Here is a 13,179-nt window from a genome sequence, read left to right as displayed (position 1 = left end):
GCAGTAAGGCGAGTAAGCGGTACGGGAAAGGGGCCCTCCGAAGAGGGCCCCTTTCTGCTGCACATCAGGCGATGTCTGCACATCAGGCGATGTGGTTCTCTTCCAGCTCCGTGTTGTAGAGCTTCGTGAACCGGTTGACCATGCGCTTGGCCTCGTCCGGCAGGAGCGTGATGCTGAACTCCGCCTCGACGTTCTCGCTGAACTCGCGCGGAGTCGGATAGCCGGTGCCGCCTATCGACTTCTTGAAGACCTGGTAGTAGTCCTCCTCGGTCGGGTCAGGCGGCTCCGGAGGGCCGCCGCCCTCGCCGAGCTGACGGGTGCGGCTGCCCGCCACCGGTATCGGGAAGGTGCCTGTGTCCTCCGGGGACGGCTCCTGGACGGGGAATTCCTCCTGGAACCGCTCCTGGAACTGCTCGGCCTTATACCGCTCGGCCTGGTACCGCTCGGCCTGGTACCGCTCGTCCTGGTACTGCTCCTGATACTGCTCGGCCCGGAGCTGCTCCTGGTACCACCGCTCGTCCTGCTCGCTGAACGAGGGGTCATAGCCACCCTGGTACTCGACATGGCGGGGCGTGTTGAACCAGTCCTGCACGTACTCCGGCTGCTCGGAACCCGGGACCCCGACCAGCTCCGGCCGCTGCCCCTCGGCAGGTGCCGCCTGCTCCGGAACCGGCCCCGCCACAGCGGCCCGCGCGCCCCCCGCCACCTCCGGAACCGACTCGGCCACCTCCGCCGCAGGCACGGCATCCAGCGCCGGCTTCGGCGCCGGAGGCAGCAACGCCGGCTCGATCCCCGCCGCCGCCAACCCCGCCGGAGCCGTCTCCGCCAAGGGAACCCCGTACCGCGCCAGACGCAGCGGCATCAATGACTCCACCGGCGCCTTCCTGCGCCACGCGCGGCCGAAGCGAGACCGCAGGCGGGCCTGATACACCAGGCGCTCCTGCTCCAGCTTGATGACCTGCTCGTACGAACGGAGCTCCCACAGCTTCATCCGGCGCCACAGGAGAAACGTCGGGACCGGCGAGAGCAGCCAGCGGGTCAGCCGGACACCCTCCATGTGCTTGTCGGCCGTGATGTCCGCTATGCGACCGATCGCGTGCCGGGCCGCCTCCACCGCGACCACGAACAGCACCGGGATCACGGCGTGCATACCGACGCCCAGCGGATCCGGCCAGGCGGCCGCGCCGTTGAAGGCGATCGTCGCCGCCGTCAGCAGCCAGGCCGTCTGGCGGAGAAGGGGGAACGGGATGCGGATCCACGTCAGGAGCAGATCCAGGGCGAGGAGGACGCAGATGCCCGCGTCGATGCCGATCGGGAACACATAACTGAAGTTCCCGAAGCCCTTCTTGAGTGCCAGCTCGCGGACAGCCGCATATGAACCGGCGAAGCCGATGCCGGCGATGATCACGGCGCCGAACACGACCACGCCGATGAGAACGCGGTGCATCCGAGTCAGCTGCGGTGGCCCGGCCACTCGTACTCCCCTCCCATTGCGTGTGGTTGCGCGCAACAGGGTGGCACATCCGTGCGGCGTACGGATTGCCGGTACGGCACGAGCCCGGCCCCAGACGGGGGCCGGGCTCATCCAACAGGCGGGCGTGAGCTGCGCGTTGTGACTCAGTGCCCAGGCAGGTGTGACAGTCAGCTCTTCTTCGACGCTGACTTGGACGAGGAGCTGGACGCCGCCTTCGACGAGCCGGCCGAGGGAGACTTCGAAGCTGACTTCGAAGCCGACTTCGAAGGGGCGCTGCTCGGCGTGCCCGCACCACCGCTGCCGTTCTCCTTCGTCACAGCGGCCACCGCCTCCTTCGCGGCCTTCTGCGCGAGCTTGTCCAGCGCATCCGCGCTCGGCGTCTTCTCACCGGCCAGACCGGCGCCGTTGTAGTCGAGCGTCACGACCACGTTCTCCACCCGGGCCACCACCGTCTCCTGCCTGAAGGCGCCCTCCTTCTTCTTCAGGTCGTAACGCACCGCTGTCGCCTCGTCGCCCACCCCGGCGACCGGCTCCGACTTGACGTTCTTCGCGCCACTCACCGAGCGGGCGTCCTCCACCTGCGTCTCGAAGTACTCCCGCGCCAGCTCCTCACCCGAGCCACGCGTGACATCCGAGTCGAAACGCAGCAAAGAGACGTTCAGCCAGCGGAACTGCGAGCCCTTCACACCGTTGTTGTCGAGGCTGCTCCACGAGCACGAACCACGCGTCGAGGAATCGTCCGACGACCCCGCCTTGCCGGACTTGGCCTGCGGGACCAGATCCTCCAGCGTCTTCTTCGCCAACACCTTGCACGACTGAGGAAGCGACTCGTACACAGCCGCCTGCACCGTCGGCGACGGGCTCGCGGACGACTCCGACGCCGACGCCTTCGTGCTCTCCCCGGCTCCGTCATCCGAACCGGAGTCCGAGGAACAACCCGTGGCGATCAGCATCACCGGGACGGCGGCCGCGCAGACAAGGACGCGGCGCAGGCCCCTCGCCCACTGCTCGCGCTGCTCACACCGGTCATGCTGGTCTCGCTTCGCTGCTCGCTGCATGGTTCCTTCACTCATGACTGACACTCGTGGTCCCTGCGGTCGGAACGGGTCCGAGGGGCCACGGTACGCGGTGAAGAAGCTGTGTGGTCTCGTTTCGGTTACGTCGCACACAGGCGCACAGGCGCGACGCAGGGGCGCTACTCCGACAGCTCATCCGCCAGTCGCGAAGCCAGATTCAGGGCCCTGTCCTGCATTTCCTCACTGTCCGGGACCACACCGACCGTCGCCGGCTGCTCCTCGTACACGATCCGCACGATCACGTTGGACGTGCGGAACGCCACAGTCACCGTGCGCTGCTGGGCCGTCGAACCCGACGTACTGAGCCCGTCGTCGAGGAAGGCCTCGTCGCCGAGATCGTCGAGGACGCGAGGCTGCAACTCGGTGGGCGTCGCGCCGTCCGTGGGGATAGCAGGGGAGGACGACGAAGACGAGGAAGACGAGGACGCGGACGAAGGGGACGAGTCAGACGTAGCGGTAGAAGAGGAAGGCGACACCGACGCAGAAGGCGAACCGCTCGGATCGCCCGACGACGTCCCCTCGGCGCTCTCACCACTCCCCGAACTCGTCGGCTCCGGAAGGTCGGCCGCCTCCCGCTCCGTCGCGAAGATCTGCTCCGCCTCGCTGTCGTCGCTCACCGACGTGTCGTACGACACCACACGCTCGAAGTCGACGAAGAGATGGTCCGTGGCGTCCGCCGACTCCACCTTCCAACGGCAACCTGCCTTGCGGCCCGTGTCGAACGTCACCGTCGGCGTGCCCTCGTACGCCTTCTCACGCTGCTCCCCGTCCGTGAGCTGCTTGATGCCGGGCAGCAGCGAGTCGAGGGTGTCCTGGCCCACCACGTCGCACGGCTCCGGGAGCGTGTCGTACCGGCCCGGCTCGGCCGTCACGGTCGCCGTACCGGCATCGCCCGGGTTGGCGTCGTCGGTCGAACCACCGCTGTCGGAGCTGCCGGTGCAGCCGGCCAGCAGCGCCGCGAGGAGCGCGGCGACGCCGGATACGTACGCCTTCCGCTGCACGGTCAGGCTCCTCTCGACGGTGGCTGTGTGGTCGGTCCGTTGCCGGGTCTCTCAGTGTCCCCGCTGGTTAATCGCTTGCCGTGCGGGGGCGCCCACTGGAGACAATGTGTATCGCACGCACTGCCGTGGACGCCGGTCCGTTGTCCCATTTCACCGACCCTGGCGCCGGTTTTGCGATTTCAGGCTTGTGTTTTGATTCCGGGGGATAGAGGACGATATGTCGTACGTGGAGATGCCGGGCGCGAAGGTTCCGATCCGCATGTGGACCGACCCGGCGACGGTCGAGGACGTGGCCCTGCAGCAGCTGCGCAACGTCGCGACCCTGCCGTGGATCAAGGGTCTGGCGGTCATGCCGGACGTCCACTTCGGCAAGGGGGCGACGGTCGGGTCCGTCATCGCTATGCAGGGGGCTGTGTGTCCTGCGGCGGTGGGGGTGGACATCGGGTGTGGGATGTCGGCCGTCAAGACGTCCCTTACCGCCAATGACCTGCCGGGGGATCTGTCGCGGCTGCGGTCGAAGATCGAGCAGGCTATTCCGGTGGGGCGGGGGATGCATGACAGTCCGGTTGACCCCGGGCGGTTGCATGGCTTCGGTACGGCCGGGTGGGACGACTTCTGGGGGCGGTTCGACGGGGTCGCGGAAGCGGTCAAATTCCGTCACGAACGCGCCGGAAAGCAGATGGGAACGCTCGGATCCGGCAACCACTTCGTCGAGGTGTGCCTGGACACGACCGGTTCTGTCTGGCTGATGCTCCACTCCGGCTCGCGGAACATCGGCAAGGAGCTGGCCGAGCATCACATCGGCGTGGCCCAGAAGCTGCCGCACAACCAGGGCCTGGTCGACCGTGACCTCGCCGTCTTCGTCGCGGACACCCCGCAGATGGCGGCGTACCGCAATGACCTGTTCTGGGCGCAGGAGTACGCCAAGTACAACCGCTCGATCATGATGGGGCTCCTGAAGGACGTGATCCGCAAGGAGTTCAAGAAGGCGAAGCCGACCTTCGAGTCCGAGATCAGCGCACACCACAACTACGTGGCCGAGGAGCGCTACGACGGCATGGACCTGCTCGTGACCCGTAAGGGCGCGATCAGGGCCGGCTCCGGCGAGTACGGGATCATTCCGGGCTCGATGGGCACGGGTTCGTACATCGTGAAGGGCCTCGGCAACGAGAAGGCCTTCAACTCGGCCTCGCATGGCGCCGGTCGGCGCATGAGCCGTAACGCGGCGAAGCGGCGCTTCTCGACGAAGGACCTGGAGGAGCAGACGCGGGGCGTGGAGTGCCGCAAGGACTCCGGCGTCGTGGACGAGATTCCGGGTGCCTACAAGCCGATCGAAAAGGTCATCGATCAGCAGCGGGACCTGGTGGAAGTCGTGGCGAAGCTGAAGCAGGTCGTCTGTGTGAAGGGATGACGCGCGAGGCCCCGGTCGACGGGGTCTCGCACGTCCGCTCACTCCTCGCCCGTCACCCGAGCCGCTTCTCCAGCAGCGTCACCGCGTACGGGCTCCCCAACCCGCCGTCCTTCGCGGACTGTTCGCCGACCACTTCGTAGCCCGCCGACTCGTAGTAGGCGCGCAGGCGGGGGTTGGAGGCGAGGCAGTCGAGGCGGGCGTAAGGGCGGCCCTCCGCGGTGATGCGGGCCTCCGCCTCGGCCAGCATGCGGCGGCCCGTGCCCGGTGGGGCCGTGTGCGGGGTCGTCATCAGGCGGTGGATGTAGCCCGCGTCGGCGGGGCGCGGGCCCCAGGCCGCCGGGTCGCTCCACCAGAGTTCCCAGGCGCCCGCCACATGGTCACCGGCGTGCGCCAGCCAGACCTCGCCCTCCTGCATGCGGTGGATGAAGTGGGCCTCGTTCTTCTCGCCGGGGCGCCACTGGTCGATTCCGCGGGCCAGTTGCCAGAGGGCGGCCGAGTCGCGGAGGTGGACCAGCAGGGCCGCGTCCGTCGGTGTCGCCTTGCGGTACGTCAGGGGTGGATGGGCTGTGGGGTGGGGTTCCAGGAGGGTGTTGCGGAGGGTTGTCGACAAGGCTTCCGCGTCGAGGTCCAGGGCGTTCGAGACGTAGCCCTCCAGTGAGCCGTAGCGGGTCCTCAGGGCCGTGAGGAACAGGCGCATGACCGACTCCGGTGCCTTGCCGAAGCCCGGCCATGTGGGTGCGCGGCCGGCGTTGCGGGCCTTCCATTCCGTCAGCAGTGCCGGGGCCGCCAGTTCGGTGAGGCTGAAGTCCTCGGCGATGGTGGGGTCCGGTACTCCCAGCAGGCCCAGGACCAGCGCCGCCAGCAGGCCTGTGCGGTCCTTGCCGGAGGCGCAGTGGAAGGCCAGGGGTTGCGCGGACTGCGCCGACTCGGCCACCAGCTCCAGCGCTCCGCGGATCTCCTTGGTGCCGTCCTCCGCCACCTCCACGTACCGCTCGACCAGGTAGGGGCCGACTTCCGCCTCGGGGCCCAACCCTGCCTGGTTGTAGGGGCGGTGCTCGATGCTGAGGTTGTGGTAGGCAAGGGAGGGGTCGTCCGGTATGCGGCCCGTCGTGTCGATCTCCCAGGGGTAGCGCAGGTCGATCACCGTGCGGATGCCCAGGGAGAGGAAGCGGGTCCAGTCCGGGGTGCCCTCGCTCAACTTGCCCAGGGAGTCGGTGCGGTAGAGGCGGCCGGGGCGGACGCGGTGGCCGTCCGCCGTCGCGTAGCCGCCCAGGTCACGGAAGTTGTGCAGTGCGTCGAAGCGTATGTGTCTGTCCACGTGCAGTGACCATATGCGGTCGTCGCACGGCGTACCTCGCCATTTACCGCGGCGCCGGTCACTTCGGCGCGTGTGTCACCGCGTAGATCATGACGAACGCCACGATGTGGATGCCGAAGAGGAAGTAGCCGAGCCACCACCACATCTGGCGTTCGTCGTGCGGGCCCTTGCGGCGGTCGGTCACTACAGCTCCCTGTGGACCTTGGTGTTGGACGCCTGGGCGCGGGGGCGGAGCACGAGGAGGTCGACGTTGACGTGGCTGGGGCGGGTGACCGCCCAGGTGATGGTGTCGGCGACGTCGTCGGCCGTGAGGGGTTCGGCGACGCCCTCGTAGACCTTGTCCGCCTTCTCCTTGTCGCCGCCGAAGCGGGTCAGGGCGAACTCGTCCGTCCTGACCATGCCGGGCGCGATCTCGATGACGCGGACCGGCCGGCCGACGATCTCCAGGCGCAGGGTTTCGGCGAGGACGTGGGCGCCGTGCTTGGCGGCGACGTAGCCCGCGCCGCCCTCGTAGGTGCCGTGGCCGGCGGTGGAGGAGACGACGACGACCGTGCCGTCGCCGCTGGCGTCCAGCTTCGGGAGCAGGGCCTGGGTGAGGTTCAGGGTGCCGATGACGTTCGTCTCGTACATCGTGCGCCAGTCGGCGGGGTCGCCGGTGGCCACGGGGTCGGCGCCGAGCGCGCCGCCCGCGTTGTTGACCAGGACGCCGATCGTGGTGAAGGCCGTGGCGAACTCGTCGACGGCGGCTCGGTCGGTGACGTCCAGCTGGTAGGCGGTCGCCGAGTGGCCGGCCGCGTTGATCTCCTCGGCGAGCGCCTCGATGCGGTCCTTGCGGCGGGCGGTCAGGACGACCCGGTAGCCGGCCGCGGCGAGCTGTCGTGCCGTGGCGGCGCCGATTCCGCCGCTCGCGCCGGTGACGACGGCGATGCGGGAGGCGGCGGACGGTGCGGCGGCGGACATGGCTGCTCCTCGTGCGTGGTCGACGTGCGCGGTCGGGTCGAGCGTCTGTCCGGCCAGGATAGGCGGGCGGTGCGGTGGGACAATGGGATGGGTGATCCCCTGGACAGGAGGTGGATCATGGGACAGGCACGTGACGTGATGGACCGGCTCACGGACGCGATCACCACGCATGCGGACGCGAAGACGTTCGGTGAGCTGTATGCCGACGACGCGGTCGCGCTCACTCCCGACGGCGGTGAGATCCGCGGGCGTGACGGCATCGTCCAGTACTGGCGTCAGATGACGGAGGCGATCCCCGACGGGACGTACGAGTCGGTGCACTCGTACGAGGTCGGTGACACGGCCATCGACGAGGGGTACTTCAGCGGGCGCAACACCGGGCCGATCCAGCTGCCGACCGGGGAGACCCTTCCCGCGACGCAGAAGGAGATCCGGATCCGCGGGGTGGACTTCGCGACGGTCAGGGACGGCAAGATCGTGGAGTACCGGCTCTACTTCGACGAGATGGACTTCCTGGGGCAGTTGGGGCTGCTGCCGCCGAGTTAGGGCCTCGCGGCGGGGTTCGTTCGGCCAAGCCGGGCAGATTTCGCATGCCCTGGCGTGAGTTCGCGCATGGGCCCTCGAGTCACCTGTTGGACGGCGCCTGCCGGGCGCTCCGCGTGGGATACATCGGTACGACCGTATGACCACGTGGAGTGAGGAGTGGGGCGGATGCGGGTTGCCGTGGTGTGCGGTGCGGCCGTGGTGGCGGTCGGTGGGGCGGCTCCGGGTGTCGGTGCGGTGGGCGGGCCCGAGGCGCCGCTCGCCTATCACGGGTCCGTGGCGCTGGCCGCCGGGAAGGCCGATGTGCGGTTCGCGCCGCACCGTCCCGCGTCGGGCGGGGCGCCGGGTGGGAAGGTGACGGTACGGCTGCGCTGGTCGGTGCCGCTGGCGGACCGGCAGGCGCTGCCGCGGGGCTGTGTGCGGGCGGAGTCGCGGGTTCTGCTGTGCCGGGTGGGTGGGCCGGATGCGGACGGGGTGGGCCAGCGGGTCGGGTTGCGGGTACGGCTGCGGGACGCGCCGTCGGAGGTGGAGCTGGAGTTGGACACCGTGCACGGGGCGCCGTCCGGTCGGCAGCGGGTGCTCGTGCTGGACACGGGGGACACGTACTACTTCTGACCCCGGCTTCTCTGGCCCCGGCTTCTCTGGCCCCGGCTTCTCTGGCCCCGGTTTTTCTGGCTCCGGCTCCTTCTGACCTCAGTCGCCGGTGTCCTCGGCGTCGTAGCGCTCGCGGGCCTCGCGTACCTCGTCGAAGTGCGTCTCCGCCCAGTCCTTCACCGCGGTCAGCAGCAGGGCGAGGTTGCGGCCGAGGGGGGTGAGTTCGTAGTCGACGCGGACCGGGACGGACGGGGTGACGGTGCGGGTGAGGAGGCCGTCGCGTTCCAGTGAGCGCAGGGTCTGAGTGAGCATCTTGGGGCTGACGCCGGCGATCTTGCGGCCGAGGTCGCTGTAGCGCATGGGGCCGGTGGCGAGGGCGGCGACGACGAGGCTGACCCACTTGTCGCTGATGCGGTCCAGGAGCTGGTTGGTGGGGCAGCTCTTGAGGAACGCGTCGTACTCGATGCGGGCCTGTTCGCGTCGCTGTGCCGCGGTCATGGTCGGCATGGCTCACCTCCGGGGTACGTACGCACTCTCAGGTAACTACTTACCAATGGATAGTAGCTCTTCCTAGGGTTGTTCGCAGTGGACGGCGGAACGTCCAGATGCTGACAAACCAAGGAGAGCTGCTGTGCGTGCCGTAGTGGTGAACTCGTTCGGTGGGCCCGAGGTCGTGGAGGTCGTGGAGACGGAGGTGCCGGAGCCCGGTGCGCGGGAGGTGCGGATCAAGGTCTCCGCGGCCGCGCTGAATCCCGTGGACGCGGGGGTGCGGGCCGGGGTCTTCGGAGGTACGGGGAAGCGGATCGGGCTCGGCTGGGACGTCGCCGGGACCGTGGACGCGGTGGGTGTGGCCGCCGCGTGGAGTGTCGGAGACGAGGTGGTGGCGCTCGACTACGGCATGGTCAAGCCGGTGGGTACGCACGCCGAGTACGTCGTCGTGCCCTCGGACGCCGTGGCCAAGGCGCCGGTGACGGTGGACGCCGTCCACGCGGCGACGCTGCCGCTGAACGCGCTGACCGCCGTACAGGCGCTGGACCTGCTGGAGCTGACGCCGGAGCGGTCGCTGTTGGTGACGGGGGCCGCGGGGGCCGTCGGGGGGTACGCCGTCCAGCTTGCGGCGCGCCGGGGGATCTCGGTGACCGGGCTGGCGCGGGAGGGGGACGAGGAGTTCGTACGGTCGCTGGGGGCCGGGGAGTTCCTGAGCGGTGAGGTCGGGGCGGGGAGCTTCGACGCCGTGCTGGACGCCGCGGTTCTCGGTGCGCCGGCTCTGGAGTGGGTGCGGGACGGGGGCGCCTACATCGGCGTCATTCCGGGGGCGGAGCCGGCGTCGGTGCGCGGGGTGCGGACCGGTGCGGTCGAGGTGAGTGCGGATGGGGCGCGGCTCGCCGAGCTGGTGCGGTTGGTGGACGAGGGTGTGCTGACGCTTCGAGTGGCCGACACCTATGCCCTGGACGACGCGGCCAAGGCGCATGCCCGGCTCGATGAGGGCGGGGTGCGCGGCCGGTTGGTGCTCGTGCCCTAGGTCCCGGCCGCGGCTTCCGCGGCGTATGCCGTCGGTGGCACCCCCACCGTCGCCGTGAAGTCCCGTACCAGATGGGCTTGGTCGGCGTAGCCGAGGTCGGCGGCGAGGGTGGCCCAGTCGAGGTCGGTGCGGGTGCCGGCGAGTTCCAGGGCCTCGTGGATGCGGTAGCGGAGGATGCACCACTTGGGGCTGACGCCGACGTAGGTGGAGAAGAGCCGCTGCAGTGCCCGCACCGACAGGCCCTGTGCCTCGGCGAAGTCGCCGACGCGGCGGACCGTGCGGTCGGCGCGGATGTGCTGGACGAGGCTCATGGCCAGGTCGGCCTGGGGGTCGGGGGTGTGCGGGAGGGCCAGGAGGAAGGTGTCCAGGGCGGCCACTCGGGCCGCGTCGTCGGCCGGGGTGACGATCGTGTGGGAGGCGTCGGCCGTGGCCTGCGGGAACACCTCATGGGCGGGCAGCGCGCGGCCCGTCCACCGCGCCACCGGGGCCTCGGGGGCGTACGGGTGGAAGCCGCCGGGCCGGAACTTCACTCCGCAGACCCGGCCGCGTCCGGTCAGCTTCCGGGTGAACAGGCCCAGTGCCACGCCGGTGACCTCGGCGTAGGGCGGCCCCTCGGTCTCGTCCCACTGGAACGTGAGGTTGACGGCCGGATGCGGGACGACATGGGAGGCGTAGGGCGCGGGCAGGTCCCAGTCGATGAGCCAGTACCACTCGACGTGGCGGCGCACTGGCTCGGCGGGCTCGTGGCGGCGGAAGCGGACGTGGTTCAGCAGTCCGGACGGGTCGACGATCCCGCGGGTGTCGTGGCGGGGGGCGTCCATGGCCGGATCGTACGTCGCGTTTCTTCAAGAAGGGCAGCCGTCGGTGTCCCTACGGTCGGAGGCATGGACAGGAACGCGGTGAAGACGTACGGCATCGGTGAGCTGCTGGGCATGGCGCGGGAGCGGGCGGCTGCGGTGGTGCGGGGTATCCCGGACGAGGCCCTGGCCGGTCCCACGCCCTGCGCCGAGTACGACGTGAAGGCCCTGGTCAATCACCTCTTCCAGGTGGTCGTGCAGTTTCAGCGGCTGGCCGCGAAGGAGGCGTCGGACTTCGGTGAGACCCCCGACCGGGTCGCCGGGAGCCCCGAGTGGCGGGAGCGGCTCGTGGGGGAGGCGGACCGGCTGGTGGCGGCCTGGTCCGCGCCCGGCGCCGAGGAGGGGACGACCGGCGGGATGAACATGCCCGCGCGGCTCGTCGGCTCGATGGCGCTGCTCGATCTGACCGTGCATGTGTGGGATCTGGCGCGGGCGACGGGCCAGGACTACCCGGGTGTCGACGAAGCGGTCGTGGCGGAGCTGGCCGGCGCCGTTGCCGAGCTGGCGCCGACGGCCAGGAAGATGGGCGTGTTCGGGGAGCCGGTGCGGGCGGCCGAGGGCGCGTCGGCGTTCGAGCGGCTGCTCGCGCAGACCGGGCGCGATCCGTACTGGGAATAGCCATCCACCGGTCTCCGTTCTCCAGGTATAGTTGAACGGTAAACAATCTGGAGGGTGAGCGACCATGCAGTTCGGGATCTTCAGCGTCGGCGACGTCACGCCGGACCCGACGACCGGCCGTACGCCGACCGAGCGCGACCGCATCAAGGCCATGGTCGCCATCGCGCTGAAGGCCGAGGAGGTCGGCCTCGACGTCTTCGCGACCGGCGAGCACCACAACCCGCCGTTCGTGCCGTCGTCCCCGACCACGATGCTCGGCTACATCGCGGCGCGGACCGAGAGGCTGATCCTCTCCACCTCCACCACCCTCATCACCACCAACGACCCGGTGAAGATCGCCGAGGACTTCGCGATGCTCCAGCACCTGGCCGACGGGCGCGTCGACCTGATGATGGGGCGCGGCAACACCGGCCCGGTCTACCCCTGGTTCGGCCAGGACATCCGGCAGGGCATCAACCTCGCCATCGAGAACTACGCCCTGCTGCACCGGCTGTGGCGCGAGGACGTCGTGAACTGGGAGGGGAAGTTCCGCACGCCGCTGCAGGGCTTCACCTCCACGCCCCGCCCGCTGGACGGCGTACCGCCGTTCGTCTGGCACGGCTCCATCCGCTCGCCGGAGATCGCCGAGCAGGCGGCCTACTACGGCGACGGCTTCTTCCACAACAACATCTTCTGGCCGGCCGACCACACCAAGCGGATGGTCGAGCTGTACCGGACCCGGTACGCCCACTACGGGCACGGCACGCCCGAGCAGGCGATCGTCGGCCTGGGCGGGCAGGTCTTCATGCGCCGCAACTCCCAGGACGCGATCCGCGAGTTCCGGCCCTACTTCGACGTCGCGCCGGTCTACGGGCACGGCCCGTCGCTGGAGGACTTCATGGACCAGACCCCGCTGACGGTCGGCTCCCCGCAGCAGGTCATCGAGAAGACGCTGAGCTTCCGCGAGTACGCCGGTGACTACCAGCGCCAGCTGTTCCTGATGGACCACGCCGGGCTGCCGCTGAAGACCGTCCTGGAGCAGATCGACCTGCTCGGCGAGGAGGTCGTGCCCGTGCTGCGCAAGGAGTTCGCGAACGGCCGCCCGGCCGACGTACCCGAGGCGCCCACCCACACCTCCCTCAAGGCCGCCCAGGAGGTGAACGTCGCATGAGGCTCGTCGTCGTGTCCGCGGGGCTGAGCGTGCCGTCGTCCACGCGGTTGCTGGGTGACCGGCTGGCGGCTGCGGTCGGCCGGCAGGCCGACGTGGAGGTGGAGGTCGTGGAGCTGCGCGACCTCGCCGTGGAGATCGCGCACAACTTCACCAACGGCTTCCCGGGGCGGAAGCTGGCCGCCGCCATCGACGCGGTGACCTCGGCGGACGGCCTTATCGTCGTCACGCCCGTCTTCTCGGCGTCGTACAGCGGGCTGTTCAAGTCGTTCTTCGACGTGATCGAGCAGGACGCGCTGGCGGGCATGCCGGTGCTGATCGCGGCGACCGGCGGCACGGCCCGGCACTCGCTGGTCCTGGAGCACGCGCTGCGCCCGCTCTTCGCGTACCTGCGCACGGTCGTCGTGCCGACCGGGGTGTACGCCGCGTCGGAGGACTGGGGCGCCGAGGGGCTGGACGGGCGGATCGAGCGGGCCGCCGGGGAGCTGACGGCGCTGATGTCCGGACTGGCGGCCGGACGACCTGCGAGGAAGGGCGCGGAGCCCGAGGTGGTGCCGTTCGCCGAGCAGCTGGCCGCACTGCGACCGGCAGGGTGAGAGGCCGGTAAGAAGGGTGCCGGTGAGCCGCTCATCACGTCGTACGACTGCCGCGGCTTGGC

Annotated in this window: 15 protein-coding genes; 7 read left to right on the top strand and 8 right to left on the bottom strand. The window is 69.7% G+C overall.

Annotated features, from left to right (window positions below; genetic code table 11):
• Positions 1-82: 82 nt before the first annotated feature.
• The 3 genes from IF78_RS0123245 to IF78_RS0123235 all read right to left on the bottom strand — a co-directional run bounded on the left by IF78_RS0123245 (position 83) and on the right by IF78_RS0123235 (position 3,551).
• Positions 83-1,447, bottom strand: a complete 1,365-nt coding sequence (locus IF78_RS0123245) for a DUF2637 domain-containing protein (RefSeq protein WP_031478139.1) — start codon at positions 1,445-1,447, stop codon at positions 83-85.
• Positions 1,448-1,641: 194 nt separating this feature from the next.
• Positions 1,642-2,532: a DUF3558 family protein gene (locus tag IF78_RS0123240; protein ID WP_031478137.1), complete on the bottom strand. Its 891-nt coding sequence runs from the start codon at positions 2,530-2,532 to the stop codon at positions 1,642-1,644.
• Between the two features lie 137 nt (positions 2,533-2,669).
• A complete protein-coding gene (locus IF78_RS0123235; RefSeq protein WP_031478136.1) occupies positions 2,670-3,551 on the bottom strand; it encodes a hypothetical protein in 882 nt (293 codons plus the stop codon).
• A gap of 217 nt (positions 3,552-3,768) precedes the next feature.
• Between IF78_RS0123235 and IF78_RS0123230 the strand changes: the two genes are divergently transcribed.
• The gene (locus IF78_RS0123230) at positions 3,769-4,962 is read left to right on the top strand and encodes an RtcB family protein (protein WP_031478134.1); all 1,194 of its coding nucleotides are present in this window, start codon (positions 3,769-3,771) and stop codon (positions 4,960-4,962) included.
• A 52-nt stretch (positions 4,963-5,014) separates the two neighbouring features.
• Here the strand turns inward: IF78_RS0123230 and IF78_RS0123225 are convergent, their stop codons facing one another.
• The 3 genes from IF78_RS0123225 to IF78_RS0123215 are packed head-to-tail and all read right to left on the bottom strand — an operon-like array spanning position 5,015 to position 7,240.
• The gene (locus IF78_RS0123225; RefSeq protein WP_031478132.1) at positions 5,015-6,280 is read right to left on the bottom strand and encodes a GNAT family N-acetyltransferase; all 1,266 of its coding nucleotides are present in this window, start codon (positions 6,278-6,280) and stop codon (positions 5,015-5,017) included.
• A gap of 58 nt (positions 6,281-6,338) precedes the next feature.
• On the bottom strand, positions 6,339-6,464 hold the full coding sequence (locus IF78_RS50460) for a hypothetical protein (protein WP_267882944.1): 126 nt from the start codon (positions 6,462-6,464) through the stop codon (positions 6,339-6,341).
• Positions 6,464-7,240 (bottom strand): SDR family NAD(P)-dependent oxidoreductase, encoded by a 777-nt coding sequence (locus IF78_RS0123215; protein ID WP_031478130.1) that lies wholly within the window; start codon positions 7,238-7,240, stop codon positions 6,464-6,466. Before IF78_RS0123215 ends, IF78_RS50460 begins: the two co-directional genes overlap by 1 nt.
• Before the next feature lie 117 nt (positions 7,241-7,357).
• Here IF78_RS0123215 and IF78_RS0123210 point away from each other — a divergent pair, with 117 nt between their 5' ends.
• On the top strand, positions 7,358-7,786 hold the full coding sequence (locus IF78_RS0123210; RefSeq protein WP_031478128.1) for an ester cyclase: 429 nt from the start codon (positions 7,358-7,360) through the stop codon (positions 7,784-7,786).
• Between the two features lie 165 nt (positions 7,787-7,951).
• Positions 7,952-8,398 (top strand): hypothetical protein, encoded by a 447-nt coding sequence (locus tag IF78_RS0123205; RefSeq protein ID WP_031478126.1) that lies wholly within the window; start codon positions 7,952-7,954, stop codon positions 8,396-8,398.
• 78 nt (positions 8,399-8,476) lie between these two features.
• On the opposite strand, the gene IF78_RS0123200 is transcribed toward IF78_RS0123205, so the two are convergent.
• On the bottom strand, positions 8,477-8,884 hold the full coding sequence (locus IF78_RS0123200) for a winged helix-turn-helix transcriptional regulator (protein WP_031478124.1): 408 nt from the start codon (positions 8,882-8,884) through the stop codon (positions 8,477-8,479).
• Between the two features lie 124 nt (positions 8,885-9,008).
• Here IF78_RS0123200 and IF78_RS0123195 point away from each other — a divergent pair, with 124 nt between their 5' ends.
• Positions 9,009-9,899 carry an NADP-dependent oxidoreductase gene (locus IF78_RS0123195; protein ID WP_031478123.1) on the top strand — a complete coding sequence of 297 codons (891 nt, stop codon included), beginning with the start codon at positions 9,009-9,011 and terminating at the stop codon, positions 9,897-9,899.
• On the opposite strand, the gene IF78_RS0123190 is transcribed toward IF78_RS0123195, so the two are convergent.
• Positions 9,896-10,720 carry a helix-turn-helix domain-containing protein gene (locus IF78_RS0123190; RefSeq protein ID WP_031478122.1) on the bottom strand — a complete coding sequence of 275 codons (825 nt, stop codon included), beginning with the start codon at positions 10,718-10,720 and terminating at the stop codon, positions 9,896-9,898. The two genes, IF78_RS0123195 and IF78_RS0123190, sit on opposite strands and share 4 nt — an antisense overlap.
• A 63-nt stretch (positions 10,721-10,783) precedes the next feature.
• Here IF78_RS0123190 and IF78_RS0123185 point away from each other — a divergent pair, with 63 nt between their 5' ends.
• The 3 genes from IF78_RS0123185 (at position 10,784) to IF78_RS0123175 (ending at position 13,117) form a co-directional block, all read left to right on the top strand.
• Positions 10,784-11,374 carry a TIGR03086 family metal-binding protein gene (locus tag IF78_RS0123185; protein WP_031478120.1) on the top strand — a complete coding sequence of 197 codons (591 nt, stop codon included), beginning with the start codon at positions 10,784-10,786 and terminating at the stop codon, positions 11,372-11,374.
• Positions 11,375-11,438: 64 nt separating this feature from the next.
• Entirely contained in the window at positions 11,439-12,524 is a 1,086-nt protein-coding gene (locus IF78_RS0123180) for an LLM class flavin-dependent oxidoreductase (RefSeq protein WP_031478119.1), read from the top strand.
• A complete protein-coding gene (locus IF78_RS0123175; RefSeq protein ID WP_031478117.1) occupies positions 12,521-13,117 on the top strand; it encodes an FMN reductase in 597 nt (198 codons plus the stop codon). The genes IF78_RS0123180 and IF78_RS0123175 overlap by 4 nt, the downstream gene beginning before the upstream one ends.
• Positions 13,118-13,179: the final 62 nt, after the last annotated feature.

Origin of the sequence: Streptomyces bicolor (assembly GCF_000719285.1) — a bacterium.
Lineage (GTDB): Bacteria > Actinomycetota > Actinomycetes > Streptomycetales > Streptomycetaceae > Streptomyces > Streptomyces bicolor.
Note: the sequence above shows the minus strand (reverse complement) of the source record. Positions and strands in the feature narration are given on the sequence as shown.

Excerpts from the sequence above, each read along its gene's own strand:
- IF78_RS0123245 (WP_031478139.1), bottom strand. The coding sequence starts at position 1,447 with ATGCACCGCGTTCTCATCGGCGTGGTCGTGTTCGGCGCCGTGATCATC.
- IF78_RS0123240 (WP_031478137.1), bottom strand. The coding sequence starts at position 2,532 with ATGCAGCGAGCAGCGAAGCGAGACCAGCATGACCGGTGTGAGCAGCGC.
- IF78_RS0123230 (WP_031478134.1), top strand. The coding sequence starts at position 3,769 with ATGTCGTACGTGGAGATGCCGGGCGCGAAGGTTCCGATCCGCATGTGG.
- IF78_RS0123215 (WP_031478130.1), bottom strand. The coding sequence starts at position 7,240 with ATGTCCGCCGCCGCACCGTCCGCCGCCTCCCGCATCGCCGTCGTCACC.
- IF78_RS0123210 (WP_031478128.1), top strand. The coding sequence starts at position 7,358 with ATGGGACAGGCACGTGACGTGATGGACCGGCTCACGGACGCGATCACC.
- IF78_RS0123205 (WP_031478126.1), top strand. The coding sequence starts at position 7,952 with ATGCGGGTTGCCGTGGTGTGCGGTGCGGCCGTGGTGGCGGTCGGTGGG.
- IF78_RS0123200 (WP_031478124.1), bottom strand. The coding sequence starts at position 8,884 with ATGCCGACCATGACCGCGGCACAGCGACGCGAACAGGCCCGCATCGAG.
- IF78_RS0123190 (WP_031478122.1), bottom strand. The coding sequence starts at position 10,720 with ATGGACGCCCCCCGCCACGACACCCGCGGGATCGTCGACCCGTCCGGA.
- IF78_RS0123185 (WP_031478120.1), top strand. The coding sequence starts at position 10,784 with ATGGACAGGAACGCGGTGAAGACGTACGGCATCGGTGAGCTGCTGGGC.
- IF78_RS0123180 (WP_031478119.1), top strand. The coding sequence starts at position 11,439 with ATGCAGTTCGGGATCTTCAGCGTCGGCGACGTCACGCCGGACCCGACG.
- IF78_RS0123175 (WP_031478117.1), top strand. The coding sequence starts at position 12,521 with ATGAGGCTCGTCGTCGTGTCCGCGGGGCTGAGCGTGCCGTCGTCCACG.